Raw genomic sequence first — 21827 nt, 5'->3', positions numbered from 1 at the left:
GAAGGCTAGGCGGTGGCCGCCTTGACCCGGCGGGTCAGCTCCTCCGGCGACAGCGGCGTGATGTTGCTGATCGTGGCGGGGCCGACCGTGAGCTCGCCGTCGTCGAGCGGTTCGCAGCGGATGCCGCCGCGGCCACGCAGCGCCTGATGCGCACCGGGCGCGAAGGCCTCGTTCATCCAGGCGCACGGGTTGGCCGGCGTCAGCGACCTGAACCGGATGGGGCCGTGTCCTGCGTCGAGGGTGAACGACGTACGGGCCAACGCGTCGACGTCGAGGCCGCGCGTCACGATGTTGCGGCGGGCGAGCGACGGGTCGAACGGTCCGGCCGCCAGCTCGCCCTCGAGCCAGTGGAGCGACTCGGTCGCGATGAGGGTGACGGAGGCGTACGTGAACTTCGTGCCGAAGTAGCGGTCGCCGACGAGTCCCTTGTGCGCCCGTACGCGTACGGACTCCGCCGTCTCGGCTCCGTCGTACGGGGCCAGACCAGCGGAGGGCCGCCCCTCGTACGCGTGCCTCGGTGACACGACCAGGGTGACGATCTCGATGTCCACAGCTCCAGCGTAGGCCCCCGCGAGTGGTGCGAATTCGGGGATTCGAGACGGCGTGTCACGCCCATCCGCACCACTCGCGACCCGGTTTGCACCACTCGCGGCGATCTGACGTCTGGCACTGAATTGTCCACAGATGCGGCGGGCACGGTTTCGCGCCGATGGCACGGGAATGACCGTACGGAGATGGAGTCCTTCAGGCACAGCGATGCGTACGCCCGCGGCTACACCGCGGACCTGGTCAGAAATCCGCGCCACTTCGTGCACCCCGTCGATGGTGTCGCGCAGCCCGCCTCCACGGCCGACGATCTCGTCGAAACGTGCCAAGCGATCGCCCTCCAACTGCCCGCTGGCGCCGTTTTCACCCATGCGACGGCGGCGCTGCTTCGGGGCTGGTGGATGCCATTGCTCGACGACTGGCCCATCGTGGCCGGGAGCGACAAGGACGGGGTGCACCTGGATCGACGCGGCGTGTACGTGCGCCGGTGTGACATCCCGCCGGGCCACCGCACGTACGTCGACGGTGTCCCGGTCGCGTCCGCGGCGTGGACGATCGTCGAGCTTGCCGAACACTTCGCATTGCTGGACCTGGTCGCGGTGATCGACTCCGCACTGCACCTCAGGCACACGACGGTCGATCAGATCCGCGCCACGATGCGCAAGGGGCGCCGCGGTGTCAGGGTGCTGCGGCGTGCGCTCGACCTCGTCGACGGTCGCAGCGAGTCGTGGTGGGAGTCGATGTTGCGCCTGCTGCACGTGTTGTCAGGATTCGCGGTCGAGCCGCAGTACGTCGTCCGCAACCGTGCTGGTGTCGAGGTGGCGCGGGCCGACCTCAAGCTCCTGCACAGCAACCGCATCGCCGAATACGACGGTGCGGATCACCGGGACCGCTTGCAACATCAGCGTGACCTGCGGCGGGAGAAGGCCCTCGCCAGGGAGGGTCTGGAGCGCTACGGATATGTCGCGACGGAGCTGCTCAACACTCCGGCGATGATTGTCCGTGACGCCGAGGCCGCACGTGGCCTCCCACACTTTCCGGCCCGGATGCAGCGGTGGCATGACGAGGCTCGGCTCGCCACGATCTCGTTCGCTGGTCAGGCGGCACTGCGTCGGCGGTTGAAGCGATTCGTACGTACGCAGGCGGGGCGATCCTCGTCGCCGAGTGGTGCAAACCGGTCCGCGAGTGGTGCAAGTACGGAAGGCGCGCCGTCTCACTTTCCCGAATTCGCACCACTCGCGGGGGGCAGCACCGACATACTCGGGCGGTGACCCAACCGATCCTTGATGTGGCGTTCCATGGAGATGCAGCCGAGATCGGTGCCGTTGCCACCGAGGCCGAGGCACGAGGGGTGGGTGGACTGTTCGTCGCCGAGGCGGCGCACGACCCGTACATCGCGCTCGCCCTCGCCGGACAGGCGACCAGCAGGATCCGGATCGGCAGCTCGGTCGCGATCGCGTTCGCCCGTACGCCGATGTCGACCGCCTACTCGGCGTGGGACGTGCATCGGCTCAGCGGAGCCGGGGGTCCCGCCAACAATGAGGGCGTAGCCGTTGGGGGCCGGCTGGTCCTCGGGCTCGGGACGCAGATCAAGCCGCACATCACCCGACGCTTCGACATGCCGTGGTCGAGTCCGGCGCCACGGATGGCGGAGTACGTCGCCGCGTTGCGTTCGATCTTCGACAGCTTCCAGAACGGCACCAGGCTCGACTTCCAGGGCGACTTCTACCAGCACACCCTGCTCCCGCCGCTGTTCAACCCGGGACCGATCGACGGCGGACCGCCGCCCATCTGGCTCGCCGCCGTCGGGCCGAAGATGCTCGCAACCGCCGGCGCGGTCGCCGACGGGCTGATCTGCCACCCGCTGCTGTCGCGCAGCTATCTCGACGAGGTGATCGTGCCGACTGTCACCGCGGGCCGGGCCGGAGGTGCCCACGCCGGCGAGCCGTTCACGACGTCGGTGCTCTGCATGGTCGCCACGGGCCGCACCGAAGAGGACCTCGCACTCGCGATCGCCGGCACGAAGCGCCAGATCGGGTTCTATGCCTCCACTCCCGCGTACAAACCGGTGCTCGACCACCACGGATGGGGCGACCTGCACGCGGAGGCGCACGCCTACACCAAGAGCGGACGGTGGACCGAGCTCGGGGACCTCGTCCCGGACGAGGTGCTGAACATGTTCGCGGTCGTCGGCGACCTCGACACGGCGCGTGCCGAGTTCAGGTCACGCTTCGCCGGATCGGCGCAGCGCGTCATCACGTCGATCAACTACGACACCGACAACCACCTCGCGCTCGACCTCGTCAGCGAATAGCGCCTTGCCAGGAAATGCTGAATCCGCACGACACACTTGGCCTTCACCGGACAGGAACAGGATATGGAGTCCACTGCGCCGTCGCCGCGAGAACGCGAACAGCGTTTCAGGGATGTCTACGACGCGGTGTACGCGGACCTGCTTCGCTTCGTACGCAGGCGTGTCCATCCGAGCCACGCCGAGGACGTTGTCGGTGACGTCATGCTTGTTGCGTGGCGGCGCCTCGATGACCTTCCCGTGGATCTCTCGGCGGCACGAGCATGGCTTTTCGGCGTGGCTCGCAAGACCGTCCAGAACTCCCGGCGCGGCGACGAGAGGCACGGTGCCGTCGCGGTACGTCTCGCCGAAGCCCGGCCCGCAGACGCCGGTCGTCATCCTGACTTGGTTGCCCACCGTCTCGACATTGCTGCGGCCTGGCCGCTCCTCAGCGCGTCACACCAGGAGGCGATCGCACTGTCAGCCCTCGACGGACTCTCTGCGCCCGAGGCGGCCGTCGTGCTGGGCATCTCGTCGACTGCATTTCGACTGCGGTTGTCCCGCGCCCGGCGCACTCTGCGACGCCACGTCGACGCCGTAGCTGGCCGCCTTCCCGGCGATCCAGTCTCCGAGAGGAGCCCTCGATGAACCAGCCCACCTCCGAGACCCTGATCGCCGCTCTGCGCGATCTCGACCCCGCTCCGGAGGTCGCCCTCACGGCGGATGAGCGTCAACGTGCGGACAGCATTTTCGCTCGCGTCGTTGCTGCACCCAGCGCTGGTCCAAGGTGGGCGGAGCCCGATCGGTCGCGGCGGCGCCGTTGGCGACTGCTGGTGCCGATGGGCCTGGTGGGCGCCGCCGGTGCCGCAATTGCTGCTCTGTTGCTCGGAGGTTCAGCCTTCGCGTCCTGGACGCCGACGCCCGAGCCACTCACACCCGCGAAAACCTCCGCGGCAGCGGCCACGTGCCGCGCGGCGGTGGGGATACGAGCGGGCGGGGAGGCCACCCTCCTTGCGGAGCAGCGGGGCAAATGGACCTATGTGCTCGTGTCCGGACCCAAGGCAGAAGCGAGCTGTCTGATGCGCAACGACCTCGTTGGTCAGGACCCCAACGGCCAAGAGGTCATCGGCACCCTGGATACGAAGCCTGGCAAGGCACCCACGGTGGCCAGCGACGGTATCGTCGAGATGAGCAGCACGGCAGCCAGCACCGACGAGGGGTGGTTTCGCGAGGGATGGCTCACCTCGGCCGACGGCTATGTAGGCAGCGACGTCATCGGAGTCACCGTACACACTCCCTTGGGTTTCGACGTCGAGGCATCCGTCGGCAATGGGCGATTCGCTGCGTGGTGGCCTTCAGACCCGCCGAGCAGCAAGAACCTCGACGTGATGGGAGCCTGGAGCTACACCGTCACACTCGCCGACGGCACGACCAGAGATTCTGAATGAAGCTCTCCGGCCACCTCGCGCTCGACGTCGTCAGCGAATAGCCGCGATCCGGCGTTCGAGGTGGCGAAGGTCGGCTGCCGGAGGGCTGCACGCGATCGCCGAGTCGAACGCGGTCCGGGCTTCATCGTGGCGACCCAGCCGTACGAGCAGCTCCGCGCGACAGGCGTGCCACAGGTGGAAACGGCCGAGACCGTCGAGGTCGTCGATCGCCGCCAGTCCCGCTGCGGGCCCATCGCGTTCACCGAGAGCGACCCCGCGGTTGAGCCGTACGACATCCGTCGGCTCGACGAGCAGCAGCGCGTCATAGAGCCGCACGATGTCGGCCCAGTCCGTGTCGGCGCTCGACGCCGCCGACGCGTGCGCCGCTGCGATCGCGGCCTGCAGCTCGAACCTGCCCGCGCGGTGGCGTGATCGCGTCAACGCCGTCTCGACGAGCCCCAACCCCTCGGCGACCAGCGCACCATCCCATTGCGTGCGGTCCTGGTCGGCGAGCAGCACCAGGTCACCGGATACGTCGGTGCGAGTCGTACGTCGAGCGTCCGTGAGCAGCATCAGTGCCAGCAACCCCTGCAGCGATGACTCGTCGGGCATCAGGTCGACCAGCAGTCGGCCCAGCCGGATCGCCTCGTCGCAGAGCTCGGCGCGTACGGCCTCGCCCGCGATGCCGGCGGTGAACATCAGGTACACCGTCGACCCCACGGCATCGAGCCGCTCGGGCAGCTCGGCGTCGGACGGGATCCGGTAGGGGATGCCGGCGACGGCGATCTTGTGCTTGATGCGGCCGAGCCGCCGCGCCATGGCCGCCTCGGTCGTCAGCATCAGCCGGGCGCAGTCGGCGACCCTCAACCCGCACAGGGTGTTGAGGCTGAGTGTCGTCTGCGAGGCGTGCGAGAGGCTCGGGTGGCAGCAGGTGAAGACCAGCCGCAGCAGGTCGTCGCGCACCACCGACTCGGGGAGGTCAGGAGCAGGGCCAGTCAGGTCCATCGCCGCCGCCTCCTTGTCGGTACGGTGCGCGTCCCGGCGGATCATGTCGACGGCTTTGCGGCGCGCAACCGTCGTCAGCCAGGCGCGGGGGTTGTCCGGTGTGCCCTCGACGGGCCAGTGCTCGAGCGCCTCGACGACGGCTTCCTGCACGGCGTCCTCCGCGAGCGTCACGCTTCCGGTCGTGCGGATGAGGGTCGCCAGGACGCGACGACCCTCATCTCGCACGGTCTCGGCGAGTGCCGAGGATGCTTCGGTCACATGTCCAGTGTGGGCCGCAGCTCGACACTGCCTCCCCAGGCGCCGGGGATCTGGGCCGCGATCGTGACGGCTTCGTCGAGGTCGGCGGCCTCGAGCAGGTAGAACCCGGCGAGGACCTCACGGGCCTCGGCGAACGGTCCGTCGGTGGTGACGACATCGCCACCGCGTCCACCCTCGACACGTACCGTCGTGGCGGTCGAGGTCGGGTGGAGCCCGGCGCCACCGCGGATCGATGCGGCGTTGTTGGTGCCGAACTCCTCGTACAGCGTGCCGGTCTCGGCGGTCGGGCTGGTGTCGGCGGTGTAGATGAGTGCTGCGTACTGCGTCATGGTCGTGCCTTTCGGTGGTCGGTTTGAACGTCTCACCGAAAGGACGAACAGCGCACCCCGCATCGGACAGGCGGGAGTGTGATCTGGGTCACACCTTGTGGATGATGTTCGCGGCGTACTTCTCCAGGTGCCGGATCTTGTCCTCGAGCGGCTCGGGGTCGGGGCCCTTGATGTAGGGCACGCGGAACCCGACGATGCAGTCCGTGACGCCCTTGTCCTCGAGGCGCTTGATGCCATCGAGGTCGTAGGCGTCGTAAGAGATCACGTGCACCTCGAAGTCGTCGCGGGTGTCGCCCTCCTCCTTGCGGATTTCGGCCAGGCGCACGAGCAGGCGGTCGAGCTCCTCACCGTCACCGCCGGCGTGCATCCAGCCGTCACCCTTGCGCACGGCCCGGCGCAACGCGTTGTCGACGTGCCCGCCGACCAGCAGCGGGATCTTCTCGCTCGCGCCGGGGCTCAGCTTGAGCTCGTCGATGTCGTAGAACTCGCCCTGGTAACCGAAGAACTCGCCGGTCGTCAGGCCACGCAGGATGTCCATGCACTCGTCCATCCGCTTGCCGCGGCGAGCCCAGTCGACCTGCAGGTTGGCGAAGTCCTCGGGCCACGGCGAGATGCCGACGCCGAGTCCGAGCCGGTTGCCTGACAGGTAGGCGAGCGAGGCGGCCTGCTTGGCGACGAGCACTGGCGGACGTACGGGGAGCTTGAGCACGAACGGCGTCAGGCGCAGTGTCGTGGTGACCGCGAACAGGTGCGCGCACAGGATCATCGCCTCGATGAACTCCTTGCCCTCGAGGAACTCCCGGTCACCGGTGTCGGTGTAGGGGTACTTCGAGTCCGAGTCCTTGGGATAGATCAGCGAGTCGGCGACCGTCATCGACGTGTAGCCCGCAGCCTCGGCTGCCTGGGCGAGCGGAGCGTAGTAATGGGCCTGGGTCATTGCCTCGGCATACGTAAAGCGCATCCGCACAGACTAGAACGTGTTCTAGGTTTGTGCCAGAGTGCCTGCATGGACCTTCAGGAGATCAGCGACCGCCTCGAGATCGCCGACGTGCTCACCCGCTACACCCGCGCGATCGACACCGGTGACTGGGACAGGCTCGACACGGTGTTCACACCCGATGCCGAGATCGACTACACCGAGTCCGGCGGCATCGCGGCCGGCTTCGCCGAGGTCAAGCCCTGGCTCGCCGAGATGCTGCCCCTGTTCTTCGCCAAGCGCATGCACACGCTGGGCCAGCTCGAGGTGACGTTGCGTGGTGACGAGGCCGACGTGACGGCGTACTTCGACAACCCGATGCTCATGGACGACGGTGCGGGCGGCCAGAAGGTCGTCGAGGTGGGCGGTCTCTACCACCACACGCTGACGCGTACGGCTGACGGCTGGCGCAGCCGCAAGCTCCACGAAGAGGTCATCTGGAAGCGGGGCCTCTAGCAAGCCTCCAGGCGCGATTGGCCTCGTACGCCGGTGTTCCCGTAGACTTTCACGGTTGTCTGTTTGGGCAACCCACTCCTGCTACGGAATCCCCGTGGCCGTTTAGTCCGAAGGAGACTGAATGTCATTGCGTCCCTATGAGGTCATGGTCATCCTTGACCCGGATCTCGAAGAGCGAACCGTCGCTCCCAGCCTCGACACCTACCTCAACGTCGTCCGCCAGGATGGCGGAACGGTCGAGAGCGTCGACGTGTGGGGCAAGCGCCGCCTCGCGTACGAGATCAACAAGAAGAACGAAGGCATCTACGCCGTCGTCCAGCTCCAGGCCGAGCCGGCCACGGTCAAGGAGCTCGACCGTCAGCTCACGCTGAACGAGTCCGTCGTCCGTACGAAGGTCACGCGCCCCGACGTCAAGTGACCATCTGCCCTGTGGACTACCCCTTATCGGTTGTCACAGGGCTGAGGTTCACTGAGGTCAGACATCCCACTTCGAAAGGCTGCGCATCATGGCAGGCGAAACAGTCATCACCGTCATCGGCAACCTGACCGACGACCCGGAGCTCAAGTTCACTCCGTCGGGCGCCGCAGTTGCCAACTTCACCGTCGCTTCGACACCTCGTACGTTCGATCGTCAGACGAACGAGTGGAAGGACGGCGACGCGCTGTTCATTCGCTGTGCCGCATGGCGCCAGCTCGCCGAGAACTGTGCAGAGTCGCTGCAGAAGGGTCAGCGCGTCATCGTGACGGGCGCCCTCAAGATCCGCAACTACGAGCGCCAGGACGGCTCGAAGGGCACGAGCGTCGAGATCAACGTCGACGAGATCGGTCCCTCGCTCCGTTACGCCACGGCCAAGGTCACCAAGGCCAACCGGTCCAGTGGCGGCGACTTCGGCGGCGGCAACGCTGGTGGAGGCGCACCTGCTGGAGACAGCAACCCGTGGTCGACCCAGCCCGCAGCGCCTGCAGCCCAGCAGGGTGGGGCAGCGTGGGGCGGCAACGCCGGTACGACCGACGAGCCCCCCTTCTAAACATTTCAACACTTAGACACATCACCAGGAGCAACATGGCAAAGCCAGTAGTCCGAAAGCCGAAGAAGAAGAGCAACCCGCTCACCGCGGCCAAGGTCACCGAAATCGATTACAAGGACACCGCGCTGCTGCGCAAGTTCATCTCCGACCGCGGCAAGATCCGCGCGCGTCGGGTGACGGGTGTCACCGTGCAGGAGCAGCGTCTGATCGCCAAGGCCATCAAGAACGCCCGCGAGATGGCTCTCCTGCCCTACACGTCCAACAGCCGCTAAGGGGATCTGATCATGAAGCTCATCCTCACCCACGAGGTCACCAACCTCGGCGCGCCCGGCGACATCGTCGACGTCAAGGACGGCTACGGACGCAACTTCCTGCTGCCCCGCAACTTCGCCATCCGTTGGACCAAGGGCGGCGCCAAGCAGGTCGAGTCGATCAAGGCAGCGCGTGACGCGCACGCCATCCACGACCTCGAAGAAGCCCAGAGCATCAAGGGCAACCTCGAGGCCAACCCGATCAACGTCCCGGTTCGTGCCGGCACGGGCGGTCGCCTGTTCGGCGCCGTCACGGTCTCCGACATCGCCGAGGCCCTCGCGGTTGCGGGCGCCAAGGTCGACAAGCGACGCATCGAGGTCGGCAACCCGATCAAGTCGCTCGGAGCCCACACGGTCTCCGTCCGGGTCCACCCCGAAGTGAGCGCGCAGGTCAAGCTCAACGTGGTGGCTTCGAAGTAGTCCACCCGCCCGGCGCCTGTCCCGCAATACTCAATGTGGGGGCGCCGGGCTTCGGTGGTCAGTCATGGCCAGACGTTCTTTCCCCCTGAAGGGCGCACTCCTGCTGCTGGCAGGTGCGCTCAGCTTGTCGGCTTGCTCGGTCCTTTCCGGCGGCAGTGATGCCACCCCCAAGCCGACCGCCACCACGGCGTTGCCCAGCACGGACTGGAAGACCGCCCCGGCGACCAGGGTCGCCTCGGGCGGCGAGCTGCGCCTCGCGGTCCAGACCCTGCCGGCCAACTTCAACCCCCAGCACGCTGATGGTGCGCTCGGGGAGGCTTCCACGATCCTCGGGCCGACGTCGGGCGGTGCCGTCCGCATCACCAAGGATGGCGGCTGGAAGGTCGACCCCGACTACGCGACCTCGGTCAGGATGGTCGACAAGAGCCCGCTGACGATCGAGGTCAAGCTCAACCCGCGGGCCGTCTGGCAGGGTGGCACCCCGATCACCTCCAAGGACATGGTCGCCTTCTGGAAGGCGCAGAACGGCGAGGACGACGACTTCGAGGTCGCCTCGACCAAGGGCTATGAGGACATCTCCGACGTCCGGACCGGCGACGACCGCTTCTCCTACGAGGTCGTCTTCGACTCCCCGACCGCGGAGTGGCCGCTCTACGTCTATCCGCGTCTGTCGGCCAATGTCAGTTCCAGTCCCAAGCTGTTCAACACGGCCTTCACGACACGAGCGCCGTCGTCCAACGGGCCGTTCATGGTGACGGCCATCGACGCCGCGACGGGCACCGTGACCGAGAAGGCCAACCCGCGCTGGTGGGGCAAGAAGCCCAAGCTCGGGTCGATCGTCTGGCGCATCGCGACGCCGGCCGTCCAGGCCGCGGCCTACTCGGCGGGCGAGCTCGATGCGATCACGGTGGACGCGACCAACTACGCCACGGCGCGCAAGCACGGCTCGCTCCAGCAGGTCGCCGGGACCGAGTGGACCCAGCTCACGCTCAACGGCGCACGGGGCCCGCTGAAGGACGCGAACGTACGACGGGCGGTGGCGCATGCGATCGATCGTGACAAGATCGCCGACACGGCGGCCGAGGGCGTGGGCCTCAAAGGCGTGGCGCTCGGCAGCGTCGTCTACGTGCCCGGACAGCGCGGCTACGTCGACTCGTCGGCTGCGCTCACCTTCGATCTGGCAGAGGCCAGGCGCCTGCTCGCCAAGGCCGGCTACGCCGCAGGCTCCGACGGCGTCCTGGCTCGCCAGGGCAAGCAGCTCAAGCTCACCATGCCGGTGCCGTCCGAGACGCCGGCCAACAGCGAGCGAGCACGGGCCATCCAGCACGACCTCAGGAAGGTCGGCATCGTCGTCGACATCGCCAGCGTGCCGGCTTCGTCGTTCTTCACCGGCCGTGTCGTGTCCCTCGACTTCGACCTCGTCACGTTTGCGTGGCGGGGGTCGGCGTTCCCGATCGCCGCGGCGCAGGACCGGTTCTACCCGATCGACTCCAGCCAGAACTTCACCGGACTCGCCGACAAGGTGGTCGACGACGCCTTCGACAAGGCCGAAGGCACGCTGGCGGAGCCCGTGCGGTTCTCCCGGATCGCTGAGCTGGATCGCCGGATCTTCGGCCGGCCCGTCATGGTGCCGCTGGGCGTGACCCCGATCGTGATGGCGGTCAGCGACAAGCTGCGCAACTACGGAGCGGCGCAGTTCGAGCAGCCTGATTGGACGCTCGTCGGCTTCGTCAAGAAGTAGCAGCGCGGACTATCGTCGACGCCACCGTGGCGACCGCACCGGCCGCGCCGGGATCGCTCACGTAGCGGTTGGTCGCCTCGTCGAAGCGCGAGCCGACGACCCCGGAGTGGTCCGCATCGAGCTCCGCTGCCGACACGGTCCACCCGGCGGTTCGTAACCGCTCGACCAGGGATGTCGCCATGGTCTCGTCGACCAGCTCGTCGCGACTCCCCCACAGCACGTCGACGGTTCCGCGCCCCGGCGGAAAGGTCTGAGGCAACGGCCGCCCCGAGAAGGCGTCAAGGGCACGATCGGCGTAACCGGGCGCCACGAGCACCGTCCGTAGCGGCGCGGGTGACTGGAGTGCGAAGCCCAGCGCGGCGGTGCCGCCGAGGGACCAGCCGACCAGGACGACGTCCCCGGGATCGATTCCCAGCTCGCCTGCGACACCTTGCGCGAAGGCCAATGAGGCCTCGAGATCAGCCCTGCCGAGATCGGGCGACGTCGAGTCCCAGTCGGCGGCAAGCACCCGTACCCCTTCCGCGGCAACAGCGTCAGCAAGGGGCGCCATGGCATATGCCTCGCGCGGTCCGCGACCATGCCACAACAGGGCGATTCCCGCGGTTCCGTCGCCGTGCACGCTGATCGGCCGATCCGGCGGGTGTTCGTCTGTTCTCGGCATGAATTCAGTGTGCCGGGGCGGGCCGAATGGCTGGCACATCCGGCCGTGATCTGCTAGCCCGAGGGCCGATTTCGCGGCAAATGTCGACATGTATATGAACAGGCGCCCGTGGATGAAAATGAGTGCCGAAGTATTTTGTCTCCACACTCCGGGAGAGCCATCACTGCAGGTCAGAGCACTGATGGGTGATCATTGGAGATTCTTTTCCACACCTTCGTCCACGGACTGTGCACATGGCTGTACGGCGTTTTCCCCAGACGGAGGCTACTTCTGCACACCCCCTGTGGAGCTGTGGCTATCGCCCACCAACCCAGCGGCCTACTGTGGCGAGTCGGCGGAAAACTGTCGGGCGGGGCGCATAGCGTCGACATGTGCGAAAGGGTCAGATTCAGTGAGTGTCACGGACCTCTACGAGGCTTCGCCCGGATCCGACGAGGACCCGGGTTCAGGCCGCGTCCCGCCACAAGATCTGGCGGCCGAGCAGAGCGTCCTGGGTGCCATGCTGATGAGCAAGCTGGCGGTCGACCCGGCCTCCGACATCCTCGACGGCCGAGACTTCTACCGCCCCGCGCACGAGCTGATCTTCGACACCATCGTCGACCTCGCCAACCGCGGCGAGCCGGCCGACGCCATCACGGTTGCGGCCGAGCTGCAGCGTCGCGGCGAGATCGGTCGCATCGGCGGGGCTCCTTATCTCCACACCCTGGTGGCAAGTGTCCCGATCGCCTCCAACGTCGACTTCTACGCCGACATCGTCCACGAGAAGGCTGTGCTCCGTCGCCTCGTCGAGGTCGGTCAGCGCATCGCCCAGCTGGGTCAGGCCGGCCAGGGCGATCTCGCCGACATCGTCGACCGCGCGCAGGCCGACGTGCTCGACGTCGACGGCAGCAAGCAGGCCGAGGACTACCGCACGGTCATGGCACTCATGACCGACACGATCGATGAGATCGAGGAGATCCAGGGCCGCGGCACCGAGCTCCACGGGGTGCCGTCGGGCTTCCCCGATCTCGATCGCTACACGACGGGATTCCGTCCGGGCCAGATGATCGTGGTCGCCGCCCGACCCGGTGTCGGCAAGTCGACCCTCGGTCTCGACTTCTGCCGTTCAGCCGCGATCCGTCACCAGATGCCCTGTGCCATCTTCTCGCTCGAAATGACGGGCCCCGAGATCGCGATGCGCATGTTGTCGGCTGAGGCCAAGGTCAACGTCTCCCAGATGCGTGGTGGCGGCATGAGCCAACGCGACTGGGACGCGATCGCCAAGGCGATGCCCCGGGTCCAGAGTGCGCCGATGGTCATCGACGACTCACCCAACATGACGATGCCCGAGATCCGCTCCAAGGCCCGCCGCATCAAGAAGCAGCACGGACTCGACTTCATGGTCATCGACTACCTCCAGCTGATGACGTCCGGCAAGCGGGTCGAAAACCGTCAGGTCGAGGTCTCGGAGTTCTCCCGTCAGATCAAGCTGCTCGCCAAGGAGCTCGAGATCCCGATCGTCGCGATCTCGCAGCTCAACCGTGGCTCCGAGCAGCGCACCGACAAGACGCCGATGCTGTCAGACCTTCGTGAGTCGGGCTCGATCGAGCAGGACGCCGACATCGTGCTGCTGCTCAACCGCCCCGACATGTACGCCCCCAACGGCGAGTCCGAACGTCCGGGTGAGGGCGACATCATCGTGGCCAAGAACCGTTCGGGTCCGGCAGGCGTCAAGGCACCGGTCAGCTTCCAGGGCCACTACTCGCGCTTCACGCCGATGGCCCGCGACGCCGAACCCCCCGGTGCAGCCGCCGGCGACTACTTTGGCTGAAGGTAGATTGTTGGCCACTTGAGTGGCCTCGTGGCACGTGGCCGCAGGATCGGAGATCACGTGTTCATCGCCTTCGTCACGGTCACCGTTCTTGGCGTGGTCTTCAACGGTGCTGCAGCGATCATCTACCTGATCGGTCACGAGTACCCCAAGACGCAGGCGGACATGAAGGGCCTCCCCCGCACGTACGTCCCGGTCCTGGGTGCGTTGCTGGCCGCGGGCGCGGTAGGACTGTTGGCTGGGCTTGCCGTACCGCTGCTCGGAAATCTCGCGGCCACCGGCCTGGTGCTGTACTTCGTCGGTGCGATCATCGCCCACTTGCGGGTCGGCTCTCGCGACATCGTGGGCGGAATCGTGTTCCTGACCACGGCGATCGCCGCTTTGGTTCTGGGCCTGATCCATCACGGCCTGACGTGACGAGGCTGCCGGCTACTGGTAGCTGATCAGGTCGGGGTGGGGCTTGACCTTCGCCCAGGTCTCCGAGGTGCTGAGCATGTGCGGGTCCTCGTCGACGAAGTTCTTCCACCCCCAGAACACACCTTTCGGTGCGTCCTGGCGAAGGTACTTCCACGTGCCCTGCTTGGCGCCGTACGCACCCTGCCCGTCGACGTGGATCACGGTCGCGAGCTCGGGATGGTTGGTGTTGAGCCGGGCGCGTCCCTTGATCATCCTGATGTTGAACTGGTGCAGGACGAACACCTTCTGCGGCAGCCGGTTGTCGCGGGTGAGCGCCGCCAGCCAGTCACCGACCCGGTTGATCTCGTTGACCGACACCTTGCCGATCTGGGTGAGGTGCTTCTGCTTGGGCCGCAGCCGCCACTCGGGATCGAGCGCGAGACCGACATGGGGTCGCTTGAGCAGTGACTCGTACGCCTTGGCCTGCACCAGGAAGTCCGTACGGCCGGGCTGCAGGTCGAGGATCACGTAGACGCCGGCCTTCTCGGCGGCGTCGACCAGTGGCAGCAGGTCCTTGATGGGTGTCTCTGCCGAGTAGTTCTTGTCCTTGCCGGCGCCGGCAGAGGCCACCGTCGCGATGATCTCGAACGTCGGCACCACCGGTGTCTTGACGACCTTGCGGTACTTCGTCGCGAGCAGCTCGGCACGCTTCACCGAGGCGGTGACCCCCTGCTCGCCGAGCACGCCGAGCGCGCTCGTCGACGGATGGCCGTAGAGCGCCACCATCGTGCGGCCCGGGAAGGCGAGGTAGCCGCCACCGGGCTGCTCGACACCCGAGCGCACCGCGCCGACCGTGTAGGCGAGCCCGTCGCCGAACGGTGCGCCGAGGGCGACCACGGGGGCCTTCGGCTGCTCGGCCATGGCCTCCGCCGCCGCCGGCACGGTACGGGGATCACCGCCCGGAACCTCCAGCACCGTGGCGCCGGCATTGGTTGCCGTGGCCGCCGCGACGGCGTCGGTCTTGGCGGATGCGGTCAGCACGAACGCACGGAACCTCTCGACGTCCGCGACCTCGTACGTCTTGCGCACTCGCGATGTCTCCGCGGCGAGCGACTTCGTGGTGAGCGTGCGTGCGTGGTCGTAGTCACCGGTCGTGCCAACGGTCAGGACGGTCGACGCATCGAGCCGCTTGACCTCGGCAGCGGTCGTCGGCCCGTCGAGCAGGACGGGTACGCGGAGCTGCTCGGCGGCGGTCATCGCAAGCTCTTGTGAGCTCACATCCGTGGAGTCGGCGACCACGACGACGGGCGACGATGCGTACAAGCGCTTCGAGACGGCGACTGCCGCCTCGGCCGGGGTGGTCGACGCTACGACTTCGACTGACTTCGTCGGCAGGTGCACGCTCGGTCCGTTCGGCGAGTCGTCGCCGGAGCGTGCGGCGTAGGCGATCCCTCCGCCGACCAGGACGAGTCCGGCGACGCCGGCGATCATCGTCTTCCGATTGATCGTGGGCACTAGGCTCATGCCCGTGACCCTACTGACCGCGCTGGCATCGGCGTCGGGCGTACCCGATTCGGGACTCGCGGGGTTCGTGGCCGACACCATGAACTCACTGGGGCTCCTCGGTGTGGGCCTGATCCTGGCGGTCGAGACGATCCTGCCGTTCCTGCCGAGCGAGGTCGCGCTGCCGCTGGCCGGCTTCACCGCGAGCGTGCCGGGCAACTTCAGCGTCGTGGGCGCGATCGTCGCCGCCACGGTCGGCTCGGTCGCCGGCGCCCTGATCCTCTACTGGCTGTCGCGGGAGTTCGGCCTCGACCGCACCCGCTCGGTGCTCTCCAGGATCCCGTTGGTCACGGCCCGTGACATCGACAAGGGCGTCGCCTGGTTCGCCCGCAACGACGCCGTCGCGGTGTTCCTCGGTCGTATGGTGCCGGCGATCCGCAGCCTGATCTCCATCCCGGCGGGTGTCGAGAGGATGGCCGTCAGCCGTTTCCTGATCTACACGACGGCAGGCAGCCTGCTGTGGAACACGATCTGGATCGTCGCGGGCTACCAGCTCGGGTCCAACTGGGCGAAGGTCGAGAAGTACGCGCACTGGCTCAAGTACGCGTTCATCGTCGCCGTGATCGTCGCCGTCGTGTGGTTCGTCGTCTACAAGGTGCGATCGCGCCGCACTCCGGCCTGAGCAGCGGCCCCTTGCCGGCGGCTCTAGGCTGGCGACATGAGTGCGTCTGAGGAGAACAAGGTGCTGGGCACCGTCCATCCGCAGCTGTTCATCGCCGGGGAGTGGCGTGACGCCGAGGGTGGCCGGACGCTGGGTGTCGAGGACCCGTCGACCGGTGCCAACCTGATCGACGTCGCCGATGCCAGCGTCGCGGACGGCAAGGCCGCCCTGGATGCCGCGGTTGCCGCGCAGGACGAGTGGGCGGCGACGCCACCGCGTGATCGCGGCGAGATCCTGCGTCGCGCCTACGAGATCATCACCGAGCGGACCGACGACCTGGCGCTCCTGATGACGCTCGAGATGGGCAAGCCGATCAAGGAGAGCAAGTCCGAGATCGCGTACGCCTCGGAGTTCTTCCGCTGGTTCGCCGAGGAGGCCGTACGCATCGCGGGCCGCTACTCGACCGCGCCGAACGGTGCGACCCGGCTCCTCACGCTCAAGCAGCCCGTCGGACCCTGCCTGATGATCACGCCGTGGAACTTCCCGATGGCGATGGGCACCCGCAAGATCGGTCCCGCCATCGCCGCGGGCTGCACCATGGTGGTGAAGCCGGCCTCGCTCACTCCGTTGTCGATGCTCGCGCTTGCCGACATCCTCGCCGAGGCAGGTCTTCCCAAGGGAGTGCTCAACGTCGTGACCACCACCAGCACGGGTGAGGTCATGGAGCCGCTGATCCGCGATCCGCGGCTGCGCAAGCTGACGTTCACGGGTTCGACCGAGGTCGGCCGCTCGCTGATCGAGCAGAGCGCCGAGGGCATCCTGCGGGTCTCGATGGAGCTTGGCGGGAACGCGCCGTTCCTGGTGTTCGACGACGCCGACATCGACAAGGCGGTTGAGGGTGCGATGCTCGCCAAGATGCGCAACATCGGTGAGGCGTGCACCGCCGCCAACCGGTTCATCGTGCACGAGTCGGTCGCCGAGGAGTTCGGCACCAGGTTCGCCGACAAGATGGCGGCGCTGTCGATCGGCCGCGGCACCGAGGACGGCGTCGAGGTCGGCCCGTTGGTCGAGGCCAAGCAGCGTGACAAGGTCGCCGAGCTCGTCGACGACGCCGTCGCCAAGGGTGCCCGGGCGCTCACGGGTGGCGAGGCCCTCGCCGGTGACGGCTACTTCTACCCGCCGACCGTGCTGACGCAGGTGCCCGACACGGCACGGCTGCGTACCGAGGAGATATTCGGGCCGGTCGCCCCGATCTTCACGTTCACCGACGAGGACGAGGCGCTTCGGATGGCCAACGACACCGAGTACGGACTCGTCGCCTACGCGTTCACGCAGGACTACGCCCGGGCGATCCGCGTGTACGAGGCGCTCGACACCGGCATGGTCGGCATCAACCAGGGCATCGTCTCCAACCCCGCGGCACCGTTCGGCGGCATGAAGTCGAGCGGCTTCGGCCGGGAGGGCGGCACCGAAGGCATCGAGGAGTACCTCGAGACCAAGTACGTCGGCCTGGCCTTCTAGTCCTCGTCGAGGACTTCCAGCAGCACCTTGACGTGCTCGCCGTCGTTGCTGGCGGTGAGCAGCGTGACGACCTCGCCGGCCGTACGGATCTCGTCGAGCGCGTCTGCGGCATCGGCGAGCTCGGCTCGATAGCGCTCGGCGAACTCCTCGACCCGGTCCGGGTTGGCGTGGAACCACTTCCGCAGCTCGGTCGAGGGGGTCGCATCCTTGGGCCAGAGGTCGAGGTCGGCGGCTTCTTTGGTCAGGCCGCGCGGCCAGAGCCGATCGACCAGGATGCGCGCTCCGTCGTCGGGAGTGCGGGGGTCGTACGCGCGTCCGCGCCTGAACTCCGTCATAGTGAGACATCCGCTCGTCGATCGTCGCGACTCGGTTTGTCGCAGTAGGTCTTGCCATCGGTGAAGCGGACGCCGTCGGTGAACCGTGCCTCGATCTGGCCCGAGCCGAACTGCTCGACGTACAGCCGGGAATAGAGGCCGCCGAGCTTGAGCAGCTCGTCGTGGGTGCCCTGCTCGACGAGCTTGCCGTCCTCGAGCCCGAAGATGACATCGGCGTTGTGGATCGTCGAGAGCCGGTGCGCGATGGCGATCGTGGTGCGGTTGTGGGTCGCCCGTTCGAGTGCGTCCTGCACCAGTCGCTCGGTCTCGGTGTCGAGGGCCGAGGTGGCCTCGTCGAGAATCAGGATGCGCGGGTCCATCAGCAGCACGCGGGCGATCGCCAGCCGTTGCTTCTCGCCGCCGCTGAGCCGGTAGCCGCGCTCGCCCGTGATCGTCTCGTAGCCGTCGGCGAACGACATGATGCGTTCGTGGATGTTGGCGTCGCGCGCGGCCTGCTCGATCTCGTCGGCGGTCGCGTCGGGCTTGGCGTACGCGATGTTGTCGCGGATCGTGCCGTGGAACAGGTAGGGCTCCTGCGTGACCATGCCGACCGAGTCGGCGAGCGACCCCATCGTCAGGTCGCGAACGTCGGTGCCGTCGAGCAGCACCGCGCCGTCGGTGACGTCATAGAACCGGGGTACGAGGTAGGTCGCCGTGGTCTTGCCCGAGCCGGACGGGCCGACGATCGCGGCGAGCTGGCCCGGCATGACCGTGAACGAGACGTCGGCCAGCGCCCAGGTCTTCTCGGGCGGCGCCTCTGCCTCGTCGCGGTCGATGCGCACGCCGCTGTCACCGAACCGGTCGCCCCGGGTGTCTCCCGTCAGCGAGCGCGGCTCGGGGTAGCGGAAGAACACGTCCTTGAACTCGATCTGGCCGCGCAGGGTCGACGGATCAACGGTGAGGGCATTCGGCCGCTCGGTGATGGCGGGCTTGAGGTCGAGGTACTCGAAGATGCGACGGAACAGCGCCAGCGACGTCTGCACGTCGAGGGTGACCCGCATCAGCTGCAGCAGCGGCATCTGGAGCCGGGCCTGCACCGTGGTGAACGCGACGAGCGTTCCGGCGGTCAGCGACGTGCCGTTGTTGAGCATGAAGCCGGCGAGCAGGTAGACCAGGGCCGGTGTGAGCGCGAAGAACGTCTGCACGGTGGCGAAGAACGTACGACCCGTCATGGCCTGGTCGACCTGGAGCCTGGTCTGGTTGCGGTTGGCCTCGCGGTAGCGCTCGACCTCGGCCTCTGAGCGGTTGAACACCTTGGACAGCAGGATGCCCGAGACGCTGAGAGCCTCCTCGGTGATCGCCGTCATCTCCGACAGCGACTCCTGGGTCTTGCGGGCGAGCTTCTGCCGGCGCTTGCCGACCTGCAGCTGGATGTAGACGAACAGCGGCATCACGATCAGGGTGAGGATCGTCAGCTGCCACGACAGGATCACCATCGACACGAATGCGGCCGTCACCGTCACGGTGTTCTGCAGGATCGAGGTCGCGGTGTCGGTGAGGACGGTACGTACGCCGGCGACGTCGTTGGCGAGGCGCGACTGGATGGCGCCGGTCTTGGTCGCGGTGAAGAACGCCAGCTCCATCTTCTGCAGGTGCGCGAACAGGTCACTGCGCAGGTCGGCCATCGCCGAGTTGCCGATCGTGGACGTGAGCCAGTTCTGCCCGATGCCGATCAGGGCCGTGGCGATCGGGATCAGGCACATGAAGCCGAACAGCCACCACAGCAGGCTGATGTCGGGCTTGCCCGCCGACGGGAACAGCGCCTTGTCGAAGACAGCCTTGGTCAGGAACGGGACGATCGAGGTGAGGACCGCCGAGATGACGACTGCCACGGCGACGAGCACGATCTTGCCCCGATAGGGCTTGAGCATGCGGGCGATGCGGGCCAGGATCGGCCGGTTGCCGCCTGCCCTGATCTCTTCGGGCGAGAGATGGGTGACGTTCGCCCCGCCTCGGCCACCGCCGCCCGGCCTGCCGCCCCCGAAGCTCATTCGTCGATCTTGGTCAGCATCACGGCGGTCGATTCACCGTCGACGGGCACCAGCTCGGTGGTGCCCCAGACGCCGACCTCGGACCGGAGCATCGCCCAGATCAGCAGCTTGGCGGGGTCTTGCACGAGCTCGGCATCAACGGCCACGGAGAACTCCGCCGGGATGCCGGGCGCCTCGATCGCCGTTGCGGCCAGCACCTCGCCCTCGGTGTCGACCAGCTTGATGGTCGCGATCGCTCCGGGTGGCACGGCGATGCGCTCCCGGAAGAAGACATTGCCGCTGACGGTCATGAGAGTCATGACTCCGATGCTACGGCGATGCGCCAGATCAGGCTCATGACGCCGACCGCGAGGACTGCCGTGACGATGCTGTTGATGACCCCATGGAACGCCATCGAGTGCAGGCCGTGCGGGACCTTCACGATCGCGGTGGACACCCCGGTGGCACCGGCGATGCCGATCGCGGCGACGAGTGCGTACGGTCCGAGAGCGCGCGCTGGTCGCGGCTGGTCGGGACGGCGCGACCTCAGCTCGAGCAGTGCCCAGGCGATCACGATGACGAGCCCGACGACGCCGGAGACGTACTGCGCCCACTTGAGGCCCGCCATTCCCCAGTGGTCCGTGCGCAGCCACGCGACGTGGTCGGAGCCCCAGCGGTCGTCGTGCGTGAAGGAGTCCCACGCGATGTGCGTGCACGCGGCGATCGATGCGGCCGGGATGGCGAGCAGCCACTGCCGGCCGGTGAGGCGTGCTCGCGGGTCGAGTCGTGCGCGTACGGCCCCGGGCGAGAGGTCGACGAGGGGATCACGCAGCACGAAGAACCACACGGCGAGGACCGCCAGCGTGAGCACGATGTCGGCGGTGACGATGCCGACCGGGCTGTGGGTGATCTCGTAGCCGCGCTGCGACCCGAGATACAGCGGGACGTCGAGCACCATCGAGCCGAGCACCAGCGCTGACATCGGCAGGCCGAGCCGGCGCAGCGGGATCACGGCCACCGGATGGGCGAGGGTCAACGGCATCCACCGAGCCTATTGCGCCGGCAGTGAACATCCTTGGAGTTCGCCGAGCCACATGATCGGCTGAGGGCATGAGCAAAGTCCTGGTCCTGGGTGGCACGTCGTGGCTCGGCGGGCAGATCGCGCACCACGCGGTGATGCGGGGGCACGACGTGACGTGCCTGGCCCGCGGTGAGTCCGGCAAGACCCCGTCGGCGGTCACCTTCGTGCACGGTGATCGCGACAACCCGGGCGCGTACGACAAGGTGATCGACCGGCGCTGGGACATGGTCATCGACGTCTCCCGGCAGCCGGGTCACGTGCGCTCGGCGCTCGACGTGCTCGGCAAGACCAGCTCGCACTGGACGTTCGTGTCGACCGGGTCGGTCTATGCCGACCAGAGCGGGCCGTTGACCGAGAGGTCGCCGCTGTTGGAGCCGCTCGCCGGTGACACGGCGTCGCCCGAGACGTACGGCGAGGGCAAGGTCGCGTGCGAGGAGGCGGTGCGCACCCACCCTCACCACCTGGTGATCCGGGTCGGGCTGATCGGCGGCCCGGGTGACCGGTCCGACCGTCTGGGCTACTACGCGTCGCGCTTCGCCCTCGCCCAGGACGAGCAGGTGCTGGTGCCTGACGTCGCGACCCAACCGATGCAGGTCATCGACGTACGTGACCTCGCCCAATGGATCGTGAAGCTCGCCGAGTCGCGGGTGACCGGCATCGTGCACGGTGCCGGTGAGCGTACGATCGTCGGCGACCTGCTGACGATGTCGGCCGAGGCCGCCGGGTTCGAGGGCGATCAGGTCGCGGCCAGCGAGGACTGGCTGCGTGCGCGGGACGTCGAGGAGTGGATGGGTCCGCGATCGTTGCCGCTGTGGCTCCCGGCGAGTCATCTCGGCATGGGATTGATGGACGACACGCGTGCGCTGGAGCACGGACTCGAACGCAGGTCGTACGCCGAGATGCTGGCCGACACCCTCGTGTACGAGCGCGACCTGGGCCTGGACCGCGAGCGCAAGGCCGGCCTCTCCCGCCAGGACGAGCTGGACCTGATCGCCGAGCTGCGCTCCTAGCACACTTGCGCCATACCCCTATGGGGTATACAGTCGAGCGCGTACATACCCCT

Annotated in this window: 25 protein-coding genes; 15 read left to right on the top strand and 10 right to left on the bottom strand. The window is 67.5% G+C overall.

Annotation, left to right across the window (positions count from 1 at the left end; translation table 11 throughout):
• Nucleotides 1-5: 5 nt before the first annotated feature.
• Nucleotides 6-551, bottom strand: coding sequence for an MOSC domain-containing protein (locus tag ABD683_RS07395; protein WP_344768673.1), 546 nt, complete (start codon nt 549-551; stop codon nt 6-8).
• A 183-nt stretch (nt 552-734) separates the two neighbouring features.
• Between ABD683_RS07395 and ABD683_RS07390 the strand changes: the two genes are divergently transcribed.
• The 4 genes from ABD683_RS07390 to ABD683_RS07375 all read left to right on the top strand — a co-directional run bounded on the left by ABD683_RS07390 (nt 735) and on the right by ABD683_RS07375 (nt 4284).
• Nucleotides 735-1817, top strand: a complete 1083-nt coding sequence (locus tag ABD683_RS07390) for a hypothetical protein (protein ID WP_344768671.1) — start codon at nt 735-737, stop codon at nt 1815-1817.
• The gene (locus tag ABD683_RS07385; protein WP_344768669.1) at nt 1814-2860 is read left to right on the top strand and encodes a TIGR03617 family F420-dependent LLM class oxidoreductase; all 1047 of its coding nucleotides are present in this window, start codon (nt 1814-1816) and stop codon (nt 2858-2860) included. The genes ABD683_RS07390 and ABD683_RS07385 overlap by 4 nt, the downstream gene beginning before the upstream one ends.
• 63 nt (nt 2861-2923) lie before the next feature.
• Entirely contained in the window at nt 2924-3484 is a 561-nt protein-coding gene (locus ABD683_RS07380; protein ID WP_344768667.1) for an RNA polymerase sigma factor, read from the top strand.
• Nucleotides 3481-4284, top strand: coding sequence for a hypothetical protein (locus tag ABD683_RS07375; protein WP_344768666.1), 804 nt, complete (start codon nt 3481-3483; stop codon nt 4282-4284). Before ABD683_RS07380 ends, ABD683_RS07375 begins: the two co-directional genes overlap by 4 nt.
• Before the next feature lie 30 nt (nt 4285-4314).
• Here the strand turns inward: ABD683_RS07375 and ABD683_RS07370 are convergent, their stop codons facing one another.
• The 3 genes from ABD683_RS07370 to ABD683_RS07360 form a co-directional block, all read right to left on the bottom strand.
• Complete coding sequence (locus tag ABD683_RS07370) at nt 4315-5526, bottom strand: RNA polymerase sigma factor (protein WP_344768664.1); 1212 nt, start codon at nt 5524-5526, stop codon at nt 4315-4317.
• Nucleotides 5523-5855, bottom strand: a complete 333-nt coding sequence (locus tag ABD683_RS07365; RefSeq protein WP_344768662.1) for a YciI family protein — start codon at nt 5853-5855, stop codon at nt 5523-5525. The genes ABD683_RS07370 and ABD683_RS07365 overlap by 4 nt, the downstream gene beginning before the upstream one ends.
• Before the next feature lie 88 nt (nt 5856-5943).
• Complete coding sequence (locus tag ABD683_RS07360) at nt 5944-6816, bottom strand: TIGR03619 family F420-dependent LLM class oxidoreductase (protein ID WP_344768659.1); 873 nt, start codon at nt 6814-6816, stop codon at nt 5944-5946.
• 45 nt (nt 6817-6861) lie between these two features.
• On the opposite strand from ABD683_RS07360, the gene ABD683_RS07355 reads away from it, so the two are divergent.
• The 6 genes from ABD683_RS07355 to ABD683_RS07330 all read left to right on the top strand — a co-directional run bounded on the left by ABD683_RS07355 (nt 6862) and on the right by ABD683_RS07330 (nt 10787).
• On the top strand, nt 6862-7287 hold the full coding sequence (locus ABD683_RS07355; protein ID WP_344768657.1) for a nuclear transport factor 2 family protein: 426 nt from the start codon (nt 6862-6864) through the stop codon (nt 7285-7287).
• A 127-nt stretch (nt 7288-7414) separates the two neighbouring features.
• Nucleotides 7415-7705: a 30S ribosomal protein S6 gene (gene rpsF / locus ABD683_RS07350; protein ID WP_344771577.1), complete on the top strand. Its 291-nt coding sequence runs from the start codon at nt 7415-7417 to the stop codon at nt 7703-7705.
• Between the two features lie 88 nt (nt 7706-7793).
• A complete protein-coding gene (locus ABD683_RS07345; protein ID WP_344768655.1) occupies nt 7794-8315 on the top strand; it encodes a single-stranded DNA-binding protein in 522 nt (173 codons plus the stop codon).
• Nucleotides 8316-8350: 35 nt separating this feature from the next.
• A complete protein-coding gene (gene rpsR / locus ABD683_RS07340) occupies nt 8351-8587 on the top strand; it encodes a 30S ribosomal protein S18 (protein ID WP_344768653.1) in 237 nt (78 codons plus the stop codon).
• Nucleotides 8588-8599: 12 nt separating this feature from the next.
• Nucleotides 8600-9046 carry a 50S ribosomal protein L9 gene (rplI, locus tag ABD683_RS07335; RefSeq protein ID WP_344768652.1) on the top strand — a complete coding sequence of 149 codons (447 nt, stop codon included), beginning with the start codon at nt 8600-8602 and terminating at the stop codon, nt 9044-9046.
• Between the two features lie 64 nt (nt 9047-9110).
• Nucleotides 9111-10787, top strand: coding sequence for an ABC transporter family substrate-binding protein (locus ABD683_RS07330; protein ID WP_344768651.1), 1677 nt, complete (start codon nt 9111-9113; stop codon nt 10785-10787).
• On the opposite strand, the gene ABD683_RS07325 is transcribed toward ABD683_RS07330, so the two are convergent.
• Complete coding sequence (locus ABD683_RS07325) at nt 10777-11448, bottom strand: alpha/beta hydrolase (protein ID WP_344768649.1); 672 nt, start codon at nt 11446-11448, stop codon at nt 10777-10779. The genes ABD683_RS07330 and ABD683_RS07325 overlap by 11 nt on opposite strands.
• 391 nt (nt 11449-11839) lie before the next feature.
• On the opposite strand from ABD683_RS07325, the gene dnaB reads away from it, so the two are divergent.
• Entirely contained in the window at nt 11840-13258 is a 1419-nt protein-coding gene (dnaB, locus tag ABD683_RS07320; RefSeq protein ID WP_344768646.1) for a replicative DNA helicase, read from the top strand.
• Between the two features lie 60 nt (nt 13259-13318).
• Nucleotides 13319-13675 carry a DoxX family protein gene (locus ABD683_RS07315; protein ID WP_344768644.1) on the top strand — a complete coding sequence of 119 codons (357 nt, stop codon included), beginning with the start codon at nt 13319-13321 and terminating at the stop codon, nt 13673-13675.
• Nucleotides 13676-13687: 12 nt separating this feature from the next.
• Here the strand turns inward: ABD683_RS07315 and ABD683_RS07310 are convergent, their stop codons facing one another.
• The gene (locus ABD683_RS07310; RefSeq protein ID WP_344768642.1) at nt 13688-15178 is read right to left on the bottom strand and encodes a hypothetical protein; all 1491 of its coding nucleotides are present in this window, start codon (nt 15176-15178) and stop codon (nt 13688-13690) included.
• A 4-nt stretch (nt 15179-15182) separates the two neighbouring features.
• Here ABD683_RS07310 and ABD683_RS07305 point away from each other — a divergent pair, with 4 nt between their 5' ends.
• Nucleotides 15183-15839 (top strand): DedA family protein, encoded by a 657-nt coding sequence (locus ABD683_RS07305; RefSeq protein ID WP_344768640.1) that lies wholly within the window; start codon nt 15183-15185, stop codon nt 15837-15839.
• A 36-nt stretch (nt 15840-15875) separates the two neighbouring features.
• Nucleotides 15876-17339: an NAD-dependent succinate-semialdehyde dehydrogenase gene (locus tag ABD683_RS07300; protein WP_344768638.1), complete on the top strand. Its 1464-nt coding sequence runs from the start codon at nt 15876-15878 to the stop codon at nt 17337-17339.
• On the opposite strand, the gene ABD683_RS07295 is transcribed toward ABD683_RS07300, so the two are convergent.
• The 4 genes from ABD683_RS07295 to ABD683_RS07280 are packed head-to-tail and all read right to left on the bottom strand — an operon-like array spanning nt 17336 to nt 20725.
• A complete protein-coding gene (locus ABD683_RS07295; RefSeq protein ID WP_344768637.1) occupies nt 17336-17674 on the bottom strand; it encodes a DUF488 domain-containing protein in 339 nt (112 codons plus the stop codon). The genes ABD683_RS07300 and ABD683_RS07295 overlap by 4 nt on opposite strands.
• Complete coding sequence (locus tag ABD683_RS07290) at nt 17671-19704, bottom strand: ABC transporter ATP-binding protein (protein ID WP_344768635.1); 2034 nt, start codon at nt 19702-19704, stop codon at nt 17671-17673. Before ABD683_RS07290 ends, ABD683_RS07295 begins: the two co-directional genes overlap by 4 nt.
• Nucleotides 19701-20003, bottom strand: coding sequence for a YbaY family lipoprotein (locus ABD683_RS07285; RefSeq protein ID WP_344768633.1), 303 nt, complete (start codon nt 20001-20003; stop codon nt 19701-19703). Before ABD683_RS07285 ends, ABD683_RS07290 begins: the two co-directional genes overlap by 4 nt.
• Entirely contained in the window at nt 20000-20725 is a 726-nt protein-coding gene (locus tag ABD683_RS07280) for a DUF4184 family protein (protein ID WP_344768631.1), read from the bottom strand. Before ABD683_RS07280 ends, ABD683_RS07285 begins: the two co-directional genes overlap by 4 nt.
• Before the next feature lie 68 nt (nt 20726-20793).
• On the opposite strand from ABD683_RS07280, the gene ABD683_RS07275 reads away from it, so the two are divergent.
• Complete coding sequence (locus ABD683_RS07275) at nt 20794-21774, top strand: NAD-dependent epimerase/dehydratase family protein (RefSeq protein WP_344768629.1); 981 nt, start codon at nt 20794-20796, stop codon at nt 21772-21774.
• The last annotated feature ends 53 nt before the right edge of the window (nt 21775-21827 follow it).

Source organism: Aeromicrobium panaciterrae, assembly GCF_039537165.1.
GTDB lineage: Bacteria > Actinomycetota > Actinomycetes > Propionibacteriales > Nocardioidaceae > Aeromicrobium > Aeromicrobium panaciterrae.
Note: the sequence above shows the minus strand (reverse complement) of the source record. Positions and strands in the feature narration are given on the sequence as shown.